Origin of the sequence: Paenibacillus glycanilyticus (assembly GCF_051200795.1) — a bacterium.
Lineage (GTDB): Bacteria > Bacillota > Bacilli > Paenibacillales > Paenibacillaceae > Pristimantibacillus > Pristimantibacillus glycanilyticus.
Genome location: NZ_CP195155.1, coordinates 4,915,189 through 4,933,841, shown reverse-complemented (window position 1 = coordinate 4,933,841; position 18,653 = coordinate 4,915,189). Strand labels below are relative to the sequence as shown.

The following is an 18,653-nucleotide window of genomic DNA, read 5'->3' as shown; positions in this document are numbered from 1 at the left end:
AGAATTTAAGAGAAAAGTGATTCTCCATAGAGGGAGGATAGTTACATGAACCTCCCTATCATTAACCCATTTTTCTATAAATAGTTTCTAGTCTAGCCAATAGTTAGCTATTAGTCCATGCTGAAGAAAAACAACTCACGTACACTGTACAATCTTTATAGGAGGTGTCATGGTTGAGTTGTCCCGATACAAAAAAACGGTGCAAAAGGAAACCCATTATTGTATGCCATCCAAAAGGGAAGAAAAAGAAACGTCATCCGCATAAAAAGCATATTTGTATAAAATGTCCCCCGCTTAACGGACAGCAATTATTAAGTGGACTTGCTGAAGCAATTGTAGAGGCTGGACCTCAAGGACTTGCGGGAGCACTTGGACCCCAAGGATTAACAGGACTTGTGGGAGCAATCGGCGCACTTGGACCTGAAGGATTAGCAGGAGCACTTGGACCCCAAGGAGCAGCAGGCCTTGCAGGAGCGATTGGCTCACTTGGACCCCAAGGACTCGCAGGAGCACTTGGACCCCAAGGAGTAGCAGGCCTTGTAGGAGCGATCGGTTCACTAGGACCTGAAGGACTTGCAGGAGCGCTTGGACCCCAAGGAGCAGCAGGCCTTGCAGGAGCTATTGGCGCGCTTGGACCCCAAGGATTGGAGGGGCTTGCAGGAGCTATTGGCGCAGCTGGAGTGACGGGTCTAACAGGAGCAACTGGACCAGCTGGTCCAGCAGGACCTGTAGGGCCGACAGGTGGAGTATTAGGCTTTGCGGACTTCTTTGCCTTAATGCCTCCTGATAATGCAGCAACTGTGGCTCCTAATACGGACGTTAGTTTTCCGCAAGATGGTCCAATTAGCGGGACAGCAATTACCCGTTTAAATGCGAGCTCATTTAACTTGGCGGCAATTGGCACATATCAGGTTTTGTTTCAGGTAAACGTAAACGAAGCGGGTCAATTGCTTTTAACGTTAAATGGCGCTGACCTAGCTTATACGGTGGTTGGGCGTGCAACTGGAACTTCTCAAATCATAGGAATGGCGCTTGTGCAAACAACGGTCATTAATTCAGTGATCACAGTTCGGAATCCTGCAGGTAATGCTGCGGCACTCACAATTACCCCATTAGCTGGAGGGACCAGGTCGGATTCTGCACATCTTGTTATTATGCAGATTGCATAGAGGGTAAAAATCTATACGGGATTCTTTACTCCTATTATTGGGCGCATTCTCCGTATGCACTAGAAAGAATGGTAAAACAGGGATATTTTCTATTTGACATAGAGAACATCCCTGTTAGATATTTAGTTAGAATAGAAGGTACATAAATTAGATATTATCCAACATTTTTTTGTATGTTTGTTCTTCGTGCTAACTGGAGATTAAGCTCTAACGGGGAACATTAGCTCAAGAAAAACACAACGGCAGCTCATACATGATGAGCTGCCGTTTTCTCAATTAAAGGGAGGATAATTTAATATGTTAATAGTCTTTTATGGTAAGATAATAGAACAGAGAACAGGTATGAAACTATTATAGGAGAGTCCTAAATGAAAAAGAAAATGAACTATTTAGTCTTACTGTTAATGATCATCTTAATGGTTGGTTGTACCAATGCAGAAAATTTAACTATTACAAATACAGAAGATGCTCAACAAGAAGTAACCACAGTTAATAAAGAACCTGAAGAAACTACTCAGACGGTTGTTGACGAACCGGTAGCCGAGGAAACACCAGCCCAATCAAATAACGAACTATTCTCAGGATACAAACGTATTGAAGTGGATGGTTGTGATTTGTCTGGGCATCGTGAACCTAATGTCGTTGTGAATGTTGGTTACGGGGACCGCAATACTGGGCATTTACAAACGAACACGGGCAACTAGTGCGTGTCATTGCTGACGAAATCATTCTACAAGATGACAGAAACGAGTCTGTCTCATCGTCTGGTAGATATTGCTCTGATGAGGCGAAAGTCCCTGGTGTCGAAAGCGATGTATTAGATGAAGGACATGTCATTGCCGATTCTCTCGGAGGGGTATCGAATGCTTATAATATCACCCCTCAAGATAGTACACTCAACCGACATGGTGATCAAGCATATATGGAAGATGCGATACGCAAAGCAGGCGGAGCTACTGATTTCGAAGCAATGATCACATACCCGAATACAGAAACTCAGATTCCTTCAAATTATCAGTATACATATTCGTTAAAGGGTAACGTAATTATTGATACATTTGTTAATATGAACCCGGATGAAGTAAACAAATCACTCGGATTAACAGGCAGTGATTCTTCTGATTCAACAAGTTCAGAGGATCTTTCTAGTGTCGATACAAACGGAAACGGAAAGGTAACGATTAAAGAAACAAAGGCAGCCGGTTATAGTATGCCAATAACGAGTGACCACTGGCTGTATAAATATATGGATGATCGTGATGGTGACGGCATGGTAGGTGAATAAGACAAAATTAATTAACCAAAATAAGTTTAATACAACAGGCCGGCAGCAGATCAGAGATCCGCTGCCGGTTTTACTATTAAGCGTTAAATAGTTAACCCCTAGAAGTTATGTAATTCTAAGGCGGTTTGAAGAGGAAGCATTCATGTATGTATAGAAGTTCTTGTCGTTTTTGTATATAAGTTCTTGTCATCTGACAATGGAGGCTAGGGATCTCCGCTGTAGCATCTATAACTCTATCAATCTTTCAACAAAATGTCCGTTTTGTATAATGATATTTATTACCTACAACTATAGTGTACTGAAGAGTTTGCCCACTTAGAAATGATTGCTACGATGGTGTATAAATTAACAAAAGATGCAACGCCAAGACAATTGGATGAAGCGGGGTTAGGAGAGAACTTTGTCAACCATGATAATGGAATGATGTATGTGAATGCTTCGGGTGTTCCGTGGACCGCAGCTTATATCCAGGCGAAAGGAGATCCAATCGCTGATCTGTATGAGGATATTGCCGCTGAGGAGAAGGCACGCGCCACCTACCAATGGCTGATCGATATGACTGATGATGTGGATTTACAGGATGGCTTAAAGTTTCTTCGTGAACGTGAGATTGTCCATTCGTTGAGGTTTAGAGAAGCGGTTGAGATGATTAAGTCCGACTGGGGCACGAAGAAAGTTTTTAAGGTTTAATGTAACATAAAAATGCTTTTCGTAGTATACGGTCAACCAGATTATATTGGTTGGCCTATTTTTATAAGCAGCGTTAGCCGGGAGAACTTAACAAGAGTCTTACGGATCAGATCCCCTCAGGCAAGCTTACGATCCCCTATAAAGGGAGGTCAGTGGAGGATATAATGTGCAAAAAAGGATAAATTAGGGTGAGACTACGGATACTATGCCTAATCTTGAATTAGGAGGAGTTATATGTGAACGATAATGATAACATAAAACAAAAGCAGTTAGATGCCTATCGTGTTACGGATAAAGGCGAGGCGTTAACAACGAATCAAGGTTTGAAAGTCGAGGATGACGAGCACTCCCTTAAAGTTGGTCCGCGTGGTCCGACTATAATGGAGGATTTTCATTTTCGAGAGAAAATGACTCATTTCGATCATGAGCGTATACCCGAGCGTGTTGTACATGCGAGAGGCTTCGGCGCTCATGGCGAATTTGAATTATACGAATCGCTCTCTGAATACACCAAGGCGAAGTTTTTAACCGATACCTCGATCAGGACGCCATTGTTTGTTCGATTCTCCACCGTGGCAGGATCAAGGGGCTCAAGCGATACTGTACGAGACGTACGCGGTTTTGCAGTTAAGTTCTATACAGAGGAAGGGAACTATGATCTTGTTGGCAATAACATGCCGGTGTTCTTTATACAGGATGCGGTTAAGTTTCCCGATTTCATACATGCGGTTAAGCCTGAGCCGCCAAACGAGATTCCACAAGCTTCGTCAGCACATGATACATTTTGGGATTTCGTAAGTACGAATACTGAAACCGCTCATATGATCATGTGGGTGATGTCAGGACGAGCGCTGCCTCGCAGCTTCCGTATGATGGAAGGGTTTGGCGTTCATACGTTCCGATTCGTAAATGAGCAAGGCAAGTCACATTTTGTTAAGTTCCACTGGAAACCGAAGCTAGGCGTTCACTCGCTGGTATGGGATGAGACGCAAAAGGTAGCAGGCAAAGACCCAGACTTTAACCGTCGTGATCTGTGGAATGCAATCGAGCAGGGGAATTACCCGGAATTCGAGCTTGGAGTTCAAATCTTAAAAGAGGAAGATGAATTCAGCTTTGACTTCGATATCCTGGATGCAACAAAGCTATGGCCGGAAGAGATGGTGCCGGTACGAATTGTGGGGAAGATGACTCTGAATCGGAACACGGATAATTTCTTCGCTGAGACAGAACAGGTCGCATTCCATGTCGGCCATCTTGTGCCAGGCATCGATTTCACGAATGATCCATTGCTTCAAGGAAGGCTATTCTCCTATACGGATACGCAACTGCTTCGCCTAGGAGGTCCGAATTTCCCGGAGATTCCAATTAATCGTCCGATCGCACCAGTACATAACAATCAACGGGACGGCATGCATCGGATGACAATTAATCAGGGGCAGACGAGCTATCATAAAAACAGCTTGGCAAACAATCATCCTGCGCCAGTACCGACGAGTGAAGGTGGTTACCGTCATTACGAGGAGAAGGTGGAAGGTCGGAAGATCAAGGCTAGAAGCAATAGCTTTGAAGATCATTTTAGCCAAGCTTCTATGTTCTGGCATAGCATGTCTCCGATTGAGCAAAGTCAGATCGTAGACGCATTCCGGTTCGAGCTTGGTAAAGTGATGTCCAAAGAACTTAGGCAACGTGTGGTAGATGTGTTCAGCCAGGTTGCAGAGGATCTTGCGGAGCGTATAGCCGACGGCATCGGGGCAACACCAATTAAGGGCATCGCTGCGGCGCCGACAACTATATCTCCTGCGCTCAGCATGATGACTAAGACCAAGACTGCTGTTACACGCAAGGTCGCGGTCATGCTCGGTAATGGATATCACACAACAGAGGTACAAGCACTGTTAAAAGAATTGACAGCTTCGAAAGTAACGGCGGAGATTGTGAGTAAAACGCTTGCTCCAGTAAAAGGTGTTGACGGTACGCTTATCGAGCCTCAGCAATCGCTGCTAACGGCTGCATCCGTTCTGTATGACGCCGTATATGTTTGCGGCGGAGCCCAAGGTGTGGACGAGCTGCTTAGCGACGTTGCATCAGCGGGATTTGTTCGTGAAGCATTTCAGCATTATAAGACTATTGCCGCTGTAGGTGACGGTGTTCGTCTGCTTATTTCCGCAGGCGCCGTACAGGCTGCAGGGGAAAAAGCTGCTCAATTGAATGGCGTTTTAATCGCCGAAGAACAAAGTGCAGACAAACCATTCTATAAGTCATTTATTGATGCAATTGCCGAGCATAGGCATTGGAATCGAATAATTCAGCCGTAAATAATGGAAATGATCTTATTGAGGTCGGGGTATGTGTAATTCACAGCAACTTGGTCGGTTTCTTCAAAAAATGACATTAAAAGTCGCATAAATTGCGGCTTTTTTGTTTTAAGGATTTCCATCGCGACAGTATGGAGGCGTTTTTTAAAAAAATTTTAAGCTTGCTAATATATAATGAGGCCTACATTGATCAAAGTGAATTTAAGAAGTGAATTTATGAAAGCTTGTCTGATCGGAGGACTTAAAATGGCGAAAATGAAAAAAAAGTGGGTAGCGCTATGTTCGACAGCTGTTGCTGCTGTCTATGCCGCTGGATATTGGTCCACGGAGGTCGATAAACCGGAAATGCTTGTCAACGGGACATACAGCAGTCCCATCGTGTCAAGCAAAGCCTCGGTATCCGGAAACGATGAGGTACCCTCAAAGTATATCGACGGAACCTACACCGGAATGGGAAGCAATCGCCGTGGCATGATTCAGGTGACGGTCGCTATCAAGAATGACCAAATTACGGACGTCGAGATTAGCGACTTCGCCATGCACTATTCAATCGATGACGTCATCGGAATGCCAGAAGAAGTATTGCAAATTCAAAGCGCGAAGGTAGCTAATGTCTCTGGCGCCACCTATAGTACAATTGCGTTCTCGGACGCTGTGCAGGATGCATTAAATCAGGCGCTTCGAACTTGAGGCCACACTGATGAAAAAAGCCAAATTATTCATGGACACAGTTGTTCAGATTGAAGCACACTGCGGTAAAACAATGTCGGAGGAAGAGCTCGATATACGAGTTAGCAGAGCATTCGATGCCTTTCGGCAAGTCGAAAGAGCGTGCAGCCGCTTCAGTCCCGAGAGTGAATTAATGCAGGCTTGTCGCAGAATTGGAAAAGCCACAACGATCAGCCCGTATTTGTTCGAGCCGTTAAGATTTGCACTTGAGATGGCCGAATGGACAGATGGTTCATTCGATCCCTCCATCGGCCGGTTACTAGAAACAAAAGGATTCAACAGCCATTACTTGACCGGTGTAAGGACGAACAGTGATGCTGACTTATCCGCCAATTTCCGGGATGTCGAACTCAATGAAACGAATCGTACATTATGCTTGCACAAACCGCTCATTCTGGATTTAGGCGCCACCGCCAAAGGTTTTGCCATCGACTTGGCAGTAAGTGAGCTCAAAGGCTGCCCCGGATTTGTCGTGAACGCAGGAGGCGATGTATATGCGGGGGGGACAGACGAGCAAGGCGACAAATGGACAATCGGCATCCGCGAACCGAAGAGCGCAAACACCGTCCTGCAGACGCTATACATTTCCGATGCCTCAGTATGCACTTCAGGAAGCTACGAGAGACGAAGCGAAGTGGAGGAAGGTGAGCATCATATCGTTCACCCTGCAACAGGCAGATCACCTAACGAATGGATTAGCTGCAGCGTTATTGCTCCTTACGCCATGATGGCGGATGCTTTTTCAACCGCGGCGTTTGCGATGGGCGGGGATGAAGGAATAGCATTAATCGCCGAGGCTGGCCTGCAAGGTTTGATCCTGACGTGGGATTTACGTATCAAAAGGATCGGAGGAATTTAGTATGAAATGGAAACAATGGTTCAAATCACCCAAAGCATATGTTCTTATCACGATCTCTGTCTATCTTTTCATTGCTTCTTGGGCAACACACAGTATACGCGGCATAGAAAATGGAGGAATTGCGGTTGGAACAGCAATTGTTATCGACGTTCTCTTTGCTCTAATCAAAAAGAGGAAACGCATTATGCCTGACGGAGCGGCTATTACGGGACTGATTGTCGCTTTGATTCTTAGCCTCAATACGGCTTGGCCCATTATCGCGAGTACGGCATGCCTTTCGATCATTTCTAAGCATCTACTTGTTTATAAGAAAAAACCAATATTTAATCCAGCAGCTTTCGGACTGTTCTTGTCGATACTGATCTACCACACGGAACAAAGCTGGTGGGGGGCTTTCGGGGACCTTCCCAGCTGGTATATTCCGCTGTTACTAATAGGCGGATACGCCGTAACGAATCGCGTGAATAAATATCAGCAAATATTCACTTTTTTCATGATAACTTTTGCAATGGTGCTGGCCATGGAATTGTTGCATAGTGGCGACGCTTTCGACGCACTCCGGCCGCCGTTCATTAACGCGACTTTGTTCTTCGGCTGCTTCATGCTAACAGATCCTCCGACATCACCGGCCAAGCCTACTGGACAAATCATATTTGGCATATTGGCCGCCGTTGTCGGAACGATTGTATATGGAATATATGGCGGACTGATGTATTTGTTTATCGGGCTGTTCGCCGGCAACCTTTATCATTTGCTTCAGACACGCTTCTCTTCAAAAGTAACAATGAAATCACGCAAGGAGCCTCGACAGCGTGGAATGACGGATTAAATTCATGATGGCTCGATTATGCTGCCACTACGTTTCGTAGATCTTCATCAACTTCCTAGCCGTAACGAGGCAGTCTCCTGAACGGTAGAATCAAGGGGTTCGTCGGATTCGCGCATTTGATCCAGGGAAGCTTATCTCCACGGTTGTGCCACGCCCTAGAATGGATTGGATCCTGATATTTCCTTCATGTAATTTTACGATCCATTCTGCAATTGAGAGCCCAAGACCTGTTCCACCTGTGGAACGCGTGCGGGCTTTGTCACCTCGATAGAAGCGCTCGAATACATGTGCCAGATCCTCGGGCGCAATTCCAATTCCGGTATCTGATATGCGTATAACTATGCCATGAAATGTTTGATGGGCTTCTATTACGATGGAACCCTCTGACGGCGTAAATTTATATGCGTTGTCAAGTAAAATAAGAAGCACTTGCCGAATGCGTTCTTCATCGCCCCATAAAATGATAGAGGGCTGGACTTGGGAATCGACATGGATTTGTTTTGTTTCAGCGATCAAACGGAATTGCTCCCCGACTTCATTCATTACAGTGTCTAGATATATAGGTGCCCAGTGAAGCGCTAAATCATGGGTATCGCCTTTAGTTAATGTCAGCAGATCGTCTACTAATTTTCCCATTCGTTTATTCTCTCTAAGAATGTTAGAAATATTGGAGGATTCTTCTTCGATTGTATGGTAGGGATGCCTAAGCAGCATCTCCGTTTGTGCTTGAATAATCGTGATTGGTGTTCGCAATTCATGCGATGCATCAGCGGTGAAACGCTGCTGCTTTTCCCAAGATTGACGAATAGGAACCAACGCCCGTCCGGCTAAATAGTAACCTCCCGCCATGGATAGAAGGAGTCCGATCGCAATGCCTGCAGCAAGATCTTGTTGCAAATTTTTAAGCATGCCCACGACATCTCTAAGGCTCCTTACGACGGTAATCGATTCGACTGGTATAGTTGCGTTGCATTTTATGTCCCTGCATGAGATCTGAAGTAGTCGATAGCTTTGGTGATCTATAGTAACGGTTTGAAGGAGTTTATTTGTAATGGGCTTCAACATCTGTGTTTCCTTCTGAGATAAAGCTTGTTCGGGCAATTGACCTATTAATTCACCGTCCTTGCTCCAGAACAGATAAGTCGTTCGCTCATCCTGTTGAAGTTCCCTAAAGTCCGATCTAAGCAACTCATCCAAATTCGATGTCGCACGAATTCTGCTTTCTGACTGATGCAAGATCTCATCCATATCGTTGTAGAGTCGAAAGTGAACATGCCAATAAAGAATGGCTCCTAGTGCGGTAAGTATAAGTAAGAATGCTGCGGAATGGAAGAAAGCCAGCTTAATGCGAATGTTACGAAACATCTGAGCCTCCTTTGATCATGTAACCCGTGCCTCGAACGGTTTGAATGAGATTTTCTGCACCATGAGAGGATAGTTTTTTACGCAAATGATGTACATAAACATCGACAGCCGACATCGCCGCCTCGGAATCAAATCCCCATATCCGGTCAAAAATTTGCTCACGAGTCAATATACGGTCCTGATGGCATAAAAGAAATTCCAAAAGTTCATACTCTTTAAGAGTAAGCTTAAGATTCTGATCACCGACAATAACTTCTCTTACGGAAGAGATCAATTTGACGGGACCACAGATGATCTCGCCTTCCTTGCTTATTGCTCCTTTACGTCTAAGTACAGCTCTAGCTCTTGCCAGCAGTTCGGCCAAGGCGAAAGGTTTCGGCAAATAATCATCTGCTCCGGCATTGAGGCCATTCACACGGTCATCCAAGCTGCCTCTAGCGGTTAACATGATAATAGGGATTGGGTTTGATTTCGCTCTTAATTGCCGAACAATTTCAATACCGTCCATTCCGGGAAGCATAATGTCAAGCACGATTAAATCATGGATTCCTTGCTCTGCAAGAAATAAACCTTCGTTTCCGGTCGCAGCGACATCTGTTGAATAGTTCTCACTTTCAAATAGTTCGCTAATGATACCAAGCAAAGCAGGGTCGTCCTCAATAATTAGAATGCGCATGATTTATCCCTTTCTGGTTTTTAAGAATATTTCAATAATCTCTTGCTATGATGGCTATGTTTAGAACAAAAATCAAGGGGGAATTCCATTGTTGAATGAAATTGTCGATCACTCACATCCTATTCTTGTCCATTTCCCAATCGTTTTGATCACTATCGCTGTACTACATGACCTCATCGTATCTATTCGGCGTGGGTCTCTTCCATTGAAACAAGGGCTTTGGATTTGGGTTAGCGCTGCATTATCTGCATGGCTTTCCGTGGCGACTGGTCCTGAAGAGGACGCTAGAGGCAATACTGCTTTCTTGGAAACTCACAGTACGTTAGCGGACATTACGGCGTGGGTCGTTAGCATCATGGTGGTGGTTAGACTGTTATTGCTGCTTCGCGGCAAACAATCCTTCGCTAAGCTGACGCTCGTTATTTATCTTGTAGTTGCTATTGTCTCATGCGGTTTAGTCTTGGGTACTGGCTATTATGGCGGAAAAATGGTGTATGAAGACGGTATAGGTGTAAAAGTAAATGACGTAATGGTAAACCCTCCGAAAGGAAATCATGATTAGCAACTAATAACTGCAAATGCACAAGTCCGGAAAAAACAAGCATATCGAGAAACACTTTACAGTGACCGCACTAGTCAGAGACATTGTGATAGGTATGTCGGATGGACTGACGGTTCCTTTTGCTCTTGCAGCTGGTCTTTCGGGTTCCGTATCGGGGACGCAGATTGTTGTTGTTGCTGGCTTGGCAGAGTTCGCAGCCGGTTCGATAGCGATGGGTTTAGGGGGGATCTAGCGGCTCGAACCGAACAAGAGCATTATGAGAATGAACTAGAGAGAGAGCGGCGGGAGATCATCGAACTTCCTGATTATGAAAGAGAAGAAGTAGCCGAGGTGTTCCGGGAATGGGGGCTTCAAGAAGATCTCGTTGAATCGGCCGTCAACCAAATTAGCAGCTACGATAAATCGAATTGAAGAAGGCATTAATGTATAGAAGTTCTTGTCGTCACCTCAAGACAAGAACTTCTATACAAAGCCGTATCAGGACAAGATTTTCTATACAGCTCCGAGATTCCTGAAAATGCACGATCTATTAAGCTAACCGGTAGGATAGTTACAATATGTGTTATACTTTTGAGGTTAAGTTATGTTTCGTCATACTTGAAAATGCTATCGTATTCAGGAGGGTATAAGGGCATTTTGAAGCTGCCGCTCCTCGATCGACGTTTGAATCTAGGTTCAAAGATTAACTATTCTTAACCGCATAGTTTAGGAGATACATTAAAAAGAGGTGTAAAGGCGTGGCAGTAGCAGATATAGTTGAGCAATTTTTCTCGCGGGTACGCTCCGGTCTTGAGCCTGATGCAGCGCATGACTATATGGCAACGCGTGTCGCGGCGCATCAGGTGACAGCGGAAAATGAGGAGACCGTCGAACGGACGCCACAAAATTATGCGGACCATGTCCGGGAGATGATGAAGGCATATGGGGCATTCCATCTGCAGGTCGAAGAGTTCCTCGCCGCTGAGGATCGTGTCTATGTTAGGTGGAAGCAAACAGGGATTCATGTTGGGGAAATCGACGGATTTGCGCCAACCGGCAAGCCAGTCATCGAAATCGCAAGCGCCGTATACCGTATTGAGAATGACAAAATCGTCGAATATTGGATTCAGATCGACCGCGAAGGTATTCGAAAGCAGTTGGAACAAAATGCGGCGAGGTAGTCTGAGACAATAAAAAAGAAGGATCATTACTGTATTGGTAAACTCAAAACGAAGCAGCAGCCGGTATTATATGGCTAGCTGTTTTTTTGTTAAAGTAAAGGGAGTTTGGTTCCAATTGAACCCGAGGACTGCAGCGTAATCTTAGCGGTCGCCTCGGACTGGTGGGGGACTAATTATACAAGTGACTGATGATTTTGAAATATCAGTAGTATGGGATGAGGTTAGTAACGAATGTGCTCGTTTAATCATAGAAATACATATACATATACATATATAGATTTTTTAGTATTGCTTATTAAGTATTTCTATCGATTGAGGTATTGTGATATAACTTATGGAATGCTAGCATAAACCTAATAACATATAATTCCTATGAAAAAAGTGTGCTTTGCGAATATAAATTAATGAATAGGAGAGGTCGTCATGGCTAAATTATTGCATGTAAAGACGTCGCTTCATGAAACAGGGTCTGTAGAAATAGAGGCAAGATGACACAAAATAATATCGGATACTGGGACGAATTTGGAGGGACTGACAAAGCCTAGTCTTATCCATCCCGATCAATAGCCGACTATTCAATAGAAAGCAGGTGGATCTCATGGCGCAAAAACAAGTGCTCGTTCGCGAAGCGACGGCGGAAGACCTCGACGCGGTCCGGGACGTGCTGCTGGACGCCTACGGGCAATACGCGAATACGTTATCCGAAGAACGGTGGGAGCAATATAAAGAAAACATCGTCGCCGCCGCGAGCGCCGGGGCAACAAAAAACCGGCTCGTCGCAGAATTAGACGGCCGTATCGTCGGCAGTGTGTTCCTGTTCGAATCGTCGGAGCAAGCATACGGTTACGTCGGCATCCAAACGCCGATCATCCGTCTGCTCGCCGTCTCACAGGAAGCCCGCGGCCATGGCGTCGCGACGCAGCTCATCCGCGAGAGCGCCGGGATCGCGCTCGCGTCTGGCGCCGAGCTTCTTCATTTGCACACGTCCGACATGATGGATTCTGCGGTTCGTCTATACGAGCGTCTCGGCTTCGAACGGGCGAAGGAGTTCGACGTGAATAACGGGGAGACGCTCGTCAAAAGCTATCGGCTTCGCCTACGGGAATCAGCGATATTGAACGCACGCTAAACAAGCGAGGATACGAGAAGGAGATTTCCGCGTCCCGACTAAAAACAACTCAAGTTCGTGGAGCGTGTGGGCATGCAGAAAAGCAAAAATCATTACGAGGAACATTAGTTGAACTATCCATGGAGCAGACTGCCGGCGCAGCTGCTTCCTTTTTTATTAAGCGAAAGGACAGACTCGCACAACAATTGATTGTATTTTTCGTCCTTATTTATGGGAGATTTATATTGTTTCCAAGACCACTGTCAGAGAGTTTGGAGTTACCGATTTCATGGAGCTTCCGCAGGAATATCGGTACATTGATAAATTTTTAGTTACTCGAACAAATTACGAGTTGTCGCCTTTGGAACGGCAGTTTTTCAAAATTAGCCAGAGCTTATAGTTCATATCCGCAGATAGCTGAGGAATTAACGCAATAAGAAAACCGCCTTTGCAAAAAGGCGGTTTTCTTATTGCTAAAAAGGAGACATTTCTGCTTTCAATTGTTCAAACCATTCTAAGTTAACCAGGTGATGGGAACGGGAATTTTCGTTCATGCGGCGGTAGTAATCGATTGTGCCGGGAAGCTCTTGTGTGTTGGACAGGTACTCATCAAGGAGGGCGATTCGGGTTTTAGTCTGATCTATTTGCGATTGGATCAGTTCCAGTAATTTGTTTTTGTCGTATTCATCGGCAAAGAGCAGCGCCCCATAAAATTGCAGGTTCACATATTCAGATTTGGTGCCGTATTTGACCATTAATTTTTCAAATTCAACCATTCCCGATCTGGTGATTTTAAAGTTCCGAATTTCGCGACCACTGGTTGAAGGATTCTGCTGAGTCTGTTCAATCCAACCTTTCTCTTCAAGCTGCTGCAGATTGTAATAAAACGAGCCTTTCGTGAAGTTTACAATATATTTGTAATGGCGTTTTTCCATTAAGGCCAGTAGTTCATAGCCGTGAGCGCCGGGGTTTTGGATGAGCAAGCCAAGGATGAGTAAGGGGATCAAGGCTGCATCACCTTCACCATCTGCGCCTCGAATTCCGCATACGTCATTTTACCCAAAGCCAAATCCATGCTATGAATGTAAATCTGTTCTGTTTTCGAATAGTCGCGCTTCACTTTCAGTGACTGCTCCTCTCCCGGGATGGGTTCCATGACATGACATTTTTTCGAAAAAGCCTCGAAATAGCGGTAGCCGAATTTGCGTTGCGAAACCGCGTCTAAATGAATGCCATCAGGATTTGCGGTCAAATCTGCTGCTGTTACAAAATAACAATTTTGCTGTTCGTTAGCGAAGTTCTGCAATTGTTCATTGATCTGCCGATACTCTGTTGCGTGCTGTCCAAAACCAGTCTTCCCAAGGAAATCACCAAGTCCGCCAATGATCAACGGCACTTCATCAAGATTCAATTCGTTTCTTAGGGTCTCGATGATAAGGGTTAATTTCTCATAATAAGTTTCATGCAGCGAACGATAGCTGTCGCTCTCACCCTGGTGCCAAAGGATTCCGCAGATTTGACTGGAACGCAGGGCGAAGCGGGCTTCGGACAAAGCATGTTGGAAAAGGATGCCTTCCGGATGCCAGTCATTCAAGGAACTGCCGCCTTCCGCACAAGGAATCAAACCAATTTCTTCATCGGGATTGGCTTTTGACCAGGCATCGGCAAAAGACGCCGCCAGACTTACACCGGAAACCGGACGGTCGTAATTAATCGGCTCCGTCATGATCTGCCACTGTCCATTGCGCAGCATTTTTATCTTTTCATGATAGATAGGATCGACTTCATGTAAAAATCCACGGCCCGCCATATTAGACTGGCCCAACATTAGAAATGACTTTATCATATAATCTTTACTCCTTTGCACCACTGTTATAGTCTAATTAGACTAAAAATATTATATAGTCTGATTAGACTATGGTCAATTGGACGATGTTTGCATTGTCTAAGTATTTATTGTGGCTCAAAATCAAATAATAACGTGGTTACCTACAAAAAAAGGATGTTGTTACAATTTAAATACATAAGAGGTGGCCCATGCAAAAACTACAAGACGAAAACAAGAGCCAAACAGAAGGAGATATGTCTAAATAAATTAACGTCAGCTGAAATCGGAAAACTATGGATAACTTATATGGGAAACAGTATGGCACGGTGCGTGCTGCGCTATTTTCTGCAAAATGTGGACGATGCAAATATTCGAGATGTTCTGAATGAAGCACTTCAGTTAGCCGACCGATTCACGAGAACGGTAGATAATATTTTCACCCAAGAGGGTCATCCGGTACCGATCGGCTATACGGAAGAAGACGTAAATGTAGAAGCTCCCCGGTTGTATGCCGATGAATTTTATTTGCATTACTTAAAGTATACAAGTAAAGCGGGGATCAGTATTTACGGAATCGCTGTACCTTTTATGAGCCGGCCGGATGTCCGTGAATTTTTTACCGATTGCCTTGTAGGAAATTACGTTGAGGATGGAGCCAACACCATGATCGATTTGGGCTGGATGGAACAGCCCCCGCAAGCGGCGGATCGTAATGCGCTAGCAAAGGGGTAGGAAATGGCCAAAGCGTCCCGCACCGAGGCGTTATTGTGGAGTGTCGCTTTGCCAGGATTCGGTCAGCTCCTTAACGGTAAATATATAAAGGGAATCCTGCTGATCACTTTGGAATTTCTTATTAACTTGAAGTCTCATTTGAATTGGGTTATTATCACGAGCTTTCATGGGAATCTCCCGCTAATCGAGCAAGCAGATATGGAATGGCTAATGTTCTACCCTTGTGTCTACATGTTCGGAATTTGGGACGCCTACAAGGATGCAGGTGAAGAGCTAAAAGTGAATGCTTCACTCCCTTTTGCTTTCGGTGCCTTCTTTGGGACGATTGGTGTTGTTTATTCAAAGTATTTTTTGGGAGCGGTCTGGCTTGGGTTATTAGGTATCGGTGCTGGTGTTATTGTCGGAATAGGCCTTCAATCTTTTTTTTGGAACCGTGTAAAAGACACATAAACGCACCGAGTAACTCAAATGGAAAACTAAAAACCTGTCGATGCAGAGGGCAAAGCTGCAGCGGATCAAAGGAACCGCTGCAGCTTTTGTAGTATAAAGGCAGTTTGCGGCTGCAGTCGGCACATTGTGTCCGGTTGCTTTTTTTGTTTCAGGGTGTTGACATTTAAAGGGAAGTGGCATATATTGTTTACGTACCAACCGAATGTATGTAAGGAGAGAGCAAATGGCAAGAAATAAATATCCGGAGGAAACGACCAACCAAATCCTAACCGTGGCGCTTGATCTCTTTATTGAAAAAGGATACGAGCAAACCTCGATTCAGGATATCATCAACGGACTGGGGGGACTGACAAAAGGGGCCATCTATCATCACTTCAAGTCGAAGGAAGAGATCATGCAGGCCGTAATCAATCATCTGTACAAAGATGTTGACGAGATGTTGTCCGGGGTCCGGGACGACAAGGAGTTAAATGGTCTGGAGAAGCTTCGCAAGATTTCCAGCGTCTCGCTCAGCAATCCCGCTCAGAGCGAAATGGCAGCTGTGGCACCAAACCTTTTGCGCAATCCGAAGCTGCTGGCAGCCCAGATCGAGCACATGATTGAAAAAGCGATACCTGTCTATATCCAGCCCATCATCGAACAAGGGGTGCGAGACGGCTCGATCCGAACCGAGTATCCGAGGGAGCTTAGCGAAGTGTTGCTTGTTCTCACCAATCTATGGCTTAACCCGTCGGTTATCCCGGCTTCGCCCGAGATGATGTTAAACAAGGTAAAGCTATTCGATGAAATCTTGAAAGGCCTGGGACTTGACCTGTTTGATGAGCAAATGCTTCAAAGATACGAGGAACTGTTCCGTATTTCAGCTAGAGAAGTCAGCACAGAGAAGTAAGAAGTAAACTGCCTAAGGGCAGCTTTATTTTTACAGTTATACATACCATCGGTTGGTATGTATAACTAACCTGAGTTCAAAACTAAAAAACTATTCTAAGGAGATGTGAATGATATGAATCAAAAATCGACAATGAAAGAACGGAATGTAGTGACCAACTTTAACGGAAGCAACCTGGTAAAAAGCGATTTTGCGGGCGTTACGGCCCCTAAAGGACAGTTTAAAGGCAGTGCGATCTCCGGTTCCGACTTTTCTGGCGCCAATTTGACCGGCAGCACGTTCAAGAGCAGCGAGATGCGCGGAAGCGATTTTGACGGCGCGGATCTGACGGACTGCAAACTTACCGCGCTTGACCTGACAAATGCAAGCTTCGATAAGACGATCCTTGTACGAACTAATTTCACCAGCTCCGTGCTGGATGGGGCCAAATTCCGAGGAGTGAGAATGACGGATGTCACGTTAGCGAGAACCGATCTTAGAAAAACGATTTTTGAAGATTGCTTATTTGACGGGGTTGACTTCAAGGAGGCCGATTTGAGCGGGAAATGTTTGGACGGACAGACGTTTGTTGGCGTCAAGTTCGAGAAAACCGCGTTAACCGACGTTTCGTTCAAGGGCGCTACATTTAAGAATGTTTCTTTCCATCCGGGCTTTACTTTGACTAAAAAGTACTACCGTATGATCAAAACCATCTGCTTTGACGGTGCAACGATGGATAAATTGACCTTTGCTGCTCTCAAAGGCATGGATGCCTATTTGTCTAAGGTTACAGTCGTTTAAAGAGAAACAAAGGCGGATTCATTGATAGAGGATAGTTTAAAACAAAAAAAATAAAGCGAGGGATACAAAATGGAAAAGATCACAAGTTCGTCAGAAAATAGGAAGGAAAGAACATTCACTAATGACCAGGATCGCCCGGAGCTGCAGAAGGCCATCGAGGAGATAGCCGATTCCGGATTTCTCGGGGTACAGCTGCGCGTGCACGATGAGAAGGGAGAGTGGGTCGGCAGCGCCGGGGTTAGCAGGTTGGGCGAGACCGCGAAGCCGCCTACAAACGGACACTTCCGGATAGGCAGCAACACCAAGACCTTCACCGCGACCGTGGTGCTGCAATTGGTCGCCGAGGGCAGGATCGGGCTGGACGATCCGGTGGTAGACTATCTGCCCGAGTTCGGGCTGGACCGACGGATCACGGTGCGGATGTTGCTGCAACACACCAGCGGGGTGTTCAACTTCACCGGCGAGTACTATGAAGACGGAACGGTCGTACCGGGGATCCCTTGGCAGGGTCAGGAGTGGGTAGACAACCGATTCAAGACCTATCGGCCGGAGGAGCTGGTACGGTTGGCATTGTCCAGGCCGTTACGATTCGATCCGGGAACGGACTGGAGCTATTCCAACACCAACTACGTGCTGGCCAGACTGCTGATCGAGAAGGTCACCGGCTGCTCGCTCGCCGAGGAGATGCAGCGGCTCATTCTGGGGCCGCTTGGGCTGTCGGGCACACGGGTACCAGATGCTCAGCCGGAGATCCCCGAACCGCATGCCCACGCCTACTATCGATACGAGGACGCCGGCGAGCAGAAGACGGTTGACATCACCCGCCAGAACCCCTCCTGGATTTCCACCGGCGGTGACATGATCTCGACCACCCAGGATCTCCACACTTTCATCTCCGCGCTAATGGGCGGCAAGCTCCTCCCGGCCCCGCTGCTGGCCGAGATGATCAAGCCGCATCCCAAAGTCGGCTATGGCTTGGGGGTGTTCGTGCAGGACGCCGGCCCGAACGGCGACGGTACCATCATCACCCACAACGGCGGCATTTCGGGCTACGCGGCACTGATGTACAGCACGCCTGACGGCAGGAAGACCCTGACCGCCTCCATTAACTATGTGGACGACGCCGCAATGTCCCTGGCAGTGGCGTTCCAGAAGGTAATGCAGAGGCTCGTCGAGGAGGTGTTCGGCGGCGGGCATGCCGAGTCGGCTGACGGAGAAATTTAGTTG

General features: G+C 45.9%; 18 protein-coding genes and 3 pseudogenes. 17 read left to right on the top strand and 4 right to left on the bottom strand.

The features are described from left to right. Window positions 1-164: 164 nt before the first annotated feature. The 7 genes and pseudogenes from ACR9FF_RS22375 to ACR9FF_RS22345 all read left to right on the top strand — a co-directional run bounded on the left by ACR9FF_RS22375 (window position 165) and on the right by ACR9FF_RS22345 (window position 7,876). Window positions 165-1,169, top strand: coding sequence for a collagen-like protein (locus ACR9FF_RS22375; RefSeq protein WP_435164910.1), 1,005 nt, complete (start codon window positions 165-167; stop codon window positions 1,167-1,169). Between the two features lie 368 nt (window positions 1,170-1,537). Beyond that, window positions 1,538-2,454: pseudogene (locus tag ACR9FF_RS22370) on the top strand (DNA/RNA non-specific endonuclease). A gap of 297 nt (window positions 2,455-2,751) precedes the next feature. Further along, a pseudogene (locus ACR9FF_RS22365) lies at window positions 2,752-3,144 on the top strand (manganese catalase family protein); the annotation flags it as partial. Between the two features lie 236 nt (window positions 3,145-3,380). Then, on the top strand, window positions 3,381-5,459 hold the full coding sequence (locus ACR9FF_RS22360) for a catalase (RefSeq protein WP_435164907.1): 2,079 nt from the start codon (window positions 3,381-3,383) through the stop codon (window positions 5,457-5,459). A 195-nt stretch (window positions 5,460-5,654) separates the two neighbouring features. Beyond that, window positions 5,655-6,149, top strand: a complete 495-nt coding sequence (locus ACR9FF_RS22355) for an FMN-binding protein (RefSeq protein ID WP_435172183.1) — start codon at window positions 5,655-5,657, stop codon at window positions 6,147-6,149. 10 nt (window positions 6,150-6,159) lie between these two features. Further along, the gene (locus ACR9FF_RS22350) at window positions 6,160-7,047 is read left to right on the top strand and encodes an FAD:protein FMN transferase (protein WP_435164904.1); all 888 of its coding nucleotides are present in this window, start codon (window positions 6,160-6,162) and stop codon (window positions 7,045-7,047) included. 1 nt (window position 7,048) lies between these two features. Then, entirely contained in the window at window positions 7,049-7,876 is an 828-nt protein-coding gene (locus tag ACR9FF_RS22345) for an RnfABCDGE type electron transport complex subunit D (RefSeq protein WP_435164901.1), read from the top strand. A gap of 90 nt (window positions 7,877-7,966) precedes the next feature. Here ACR9FF_RS22345 and ACR9FF_RS22340 read toward each other — a convergent pair whose 3' ends face one another. Beyond that, window positions 7,967-9,241 (bottom strand): sensor histidine kinase, encoded by a 1,275-nt coding sequence (locus ACR9FF_RS22340; RefSeq protein WP_435164898.1) that lies wholly within the window; start codon window positions 9,239-9,241, stop codon window positions 7,967-7,969. Continuing rightward, window positions 9,231-9,917 carry a response regulator transcription factor gene (locus ACR9FF_RS22335; protein WP_127495528.1) on the bottom strand — a complete coding sequence of 229 codons (687 nt, stop codon included), beginning with the start codon at window positions 9,915-9,917 and terminating at the stop codon, window positions 9,231-9,233. Before ACR9FF_RS22335 ends, ACR9FF_RS22340 begins: the two co-directional genes overlap by 11 nt. 88 nt (window positions 9,918-10,005) lie before the next feature. On the opposite strand from ACR9FF_RS22335, the gene ACR9FF_RS22330 reads away from it, so the two are divergent. The 5 genes from ACR9FF_RS22330 to ACR9FF_RS22310 all read left to right on the top strand — a co-directional run bounded on the left by ACR9FF_RS22330 (window position 10,006) and on the right by ACR9FF_RS22310 (window position 12,768). Beyond that, the gene (locus ACR9FF_RS22330; protein ID WP_435164894.1) at window positions 10,006-10,479 is read left to right on the top strand and encodes a DUF2231 domain-containing protein; all 474 of its coding nucleotides are present in this window, start codon (window positions 10,006-10,008) and stop codon (window positions 10,477-10,479) included. Window positions 10,480-10,495: 16 nt separating this feature from the next. Continuing rightward, the gene (locus ACR9FF_RS22325) at window positions 10,496-10,711 is read left to right on the top strand and encodes a VIT1/CCC1 transporter family protein (RefSeq protein WP_435164891.1); all 216 of its coding nucleotides are present in this window, start codon (window positions 10,496-10,498) and stop codon (window positions 10,709-10,711) included. Then, on the top strand, window positions 10,630-10,890 hold the full coding sequence (locus tag ACR9FF_RS22320; RefSeq protein ID WP_435172181.1) for a VIT1/CCC1 transporter family protein: 261 nt from the start codon (window positions 10,630-10,632) through the stop codon (window positions 10,888-10,890). Before ACR9FF_RS22325 ends, ACR9FF_RS22320 begins: the two co-directional genes overlap by 82 nt. A gap of 326 nt (window positions 10,891-11,216) precedes the next feature. Beyond that, complete coding sequence (locus tag ACR9FF_RS22315) at window positions 11,217-11,639, top strand: ester cyclase (RefSeq protein ID WP_201007527.1); 423 nt, start codon at window positions 11,217-11,219, stop codon at window positions 11,637-11,639. A gap of 598 nt (window positions 11,640-12,237) precedes the next feature. Next, on the top strand, window positions 12,238-12,768 hold the full coding sequence (locus ACR9FF_RS22310; protein WP_435164888.1) for a GNAT family N-acetyltransferase: 531 nt from the start codon (window positions 12,238-12,240) through the stop codon (window positions 12,766-12,768). A gap of 452 nt (window positions 12,769-13,220) precedes the next feature. Here the strand turns inward: ACR9FF_RS22310 and ACR9FF_RS22305 are convergent, their stop codons facing one another. Beyond that, window positions 13,221-13,754 (bottom strand): PadR family transcriptional regulator, encoded by a 534-nt coding sequence (locus ACR9FF_RS22305; RefSeq protein WP_435164885.1) that lies wholly within the window; start codon window positions 13,752-13,754, stop codon window positions 13,221-13,223. Then, window positions 13,751-14,593, bottom strand: coding sequence for a sialate O-acetylesterase (locus ACR9FF_RS22300; protein ID WP_127495517.1), 843 nt, complete (start codon window positions 14,591-14,593; stop codon window positions 13,751-13,753). The genes ACR9FF_RS22305 and ACR9FF_RS22300 overlap by 4 nt, the downstream gene beginning before the upstream one ends. 156 nt (window positions 14,594-14,749) lie before the next feature. Here ACR9FF_RS22300 and ACR9FF_RS22295 point away from each other — a divergent pair, with 156 nt between their 5' ends. The 5 genes and pseudogenes from ACR9FF_RS22295 (at window position 14,750) to ACR9FF_RS22275 (ending at window position 18,650) form a co-directional block, all read left to right on the top strand. Further along, on the top strand, window positions 14,750-15,307 hold the full coding sequence (locus tag ACR9FF_RS22295; protein ID WP_435164882.1) for a DUF3231 family protein: 558 nt from the start codon (window positions 14,750-14,752) through the stop codon (window positions 15,305-15,307). Window positions 15,308-15,310: 3 nt separating this feature from the next. Continuing rightward, window positions 15,311-15,757: a hypothetical protein gene (locus ACR9FF_RS22290; RefSeq protein WP_435164879.1), complete on the top strand. Its 447-nt coding sequence runs from the start codon at window positions 15,311-15,313 to the stop codon at window positions 15,755-15,757. A 223-nt stretch (window positions 15,758-15,980) separates the two neighbouring features. Then, window positions 15,981-16,646 (top strand): TetR/AcrR family transcriptional regulator, encoded by a 666-nt coding sequence (locus tag ACR9FF_RS22285; protein ID WP_127495515.1) that lies wholly within the window; start codon window positions 15,981-15,983, stop codon window positions 16,644-16,646. 138 nt (window positions 16,647-16,784) lie between these two features. After that, window positions 16,785-17,426, top strand: a pseudogene (locus ACR9FF_RS22280) (pentapeptide repeat-containing protein); the annotation flags it as partial. 69 nt (window positions 17,427-17,495) lie between these two features. After that, window positions 17,496-18,650, top strand: a complete 1,155-nt coding sequence (locus ACR9FF_RS22275; RefSeq protein ID WP_435164875.1) for a serine hydrolase domain-containing protein — start codon at window positions 17,496-17,498, stop codon at window positions 18,648-18,650. The last annotated feature ends 3 nt before the right edge of the window (window positions 18,651-18,653 follow it).

Coding starts and splice junctions, on each gene's coding strand:
- ACR9FF_RS22300 (WP_127495517.1), bottom strand. CDS start 14,593: ATGATAAAGTCATTTCTAATGTTGGGCCAGTCTAATATGGCGGGCCGT.
- ACR9FF_RS22325 (WP_435164891.1), top strand. CDS start 10,496: ATGCACAAGTCCGGAAAAAACAAGCATATCGAGAAACACTTTACAGTG.
- ACR9FF_RS22350 (WP_435164904.1), top strand. CDS start 6,160: ATGAAAAAAGCCAAATTATTCATGGACACAGTTGTTCAGATTGAAGCA.
- ACR9FF_RS22285 (WP_127495515.1), top strand. CDS start 15,981: ATGGCAAGAAATAAATATCCGGAGGAAACGACCAACCAAATCCTAACC.
- ACR9FF_RS22335 (WP_127495528.1), bottom strand. CDS start 9,917: ATGCGCATTCTAATTATTGAGGACGACCCTGCTTTGCTTGGTATCATT.
- ACR9FF_RS22290 (WP_435164879.1), top strand. CDS start 15,311: ATGGCCAAAGCGTCCCGCACCGAGGCGTTATTGTGGAGTGTCGCTTTG.
- ACR9FF_RS22345 (WP_435164901.1), top strand. CDS start 7,049: ATGAAATGGAAACAATGGTTCAAATCACCCAAAGCATATGTTCTTATC.
- ACR9FF_RS22275 (WP_435164875.1), top strand. CDS start 17,496: ATGGAAAAGATCACAAGTTCGTCAGAAAATAGGAAGGAAAGAACATTC.
- ACR9FF_RS22340 (WP_435164898.1), bottom strand. CDS start 9,241: ATGTTTCGTAACATTCGCATTAAGCTGGCTTTCTTCCATTCCGCAGCA.
- ACR9FF_RS22310 (WP_435164888.1), top strand. CDS start 12,238: ATGGCGCAAAAACAAGTGCTCGTTCGCGAAGCGACGGCGGAAGACCTC.
- ACR9FF_RS22295 (WP_435164882.1), top strand. CDS start 14,750: ATGTTGTTACAATTTAAATACATAAGAGGTGGCCCATGCAAAAACTAC.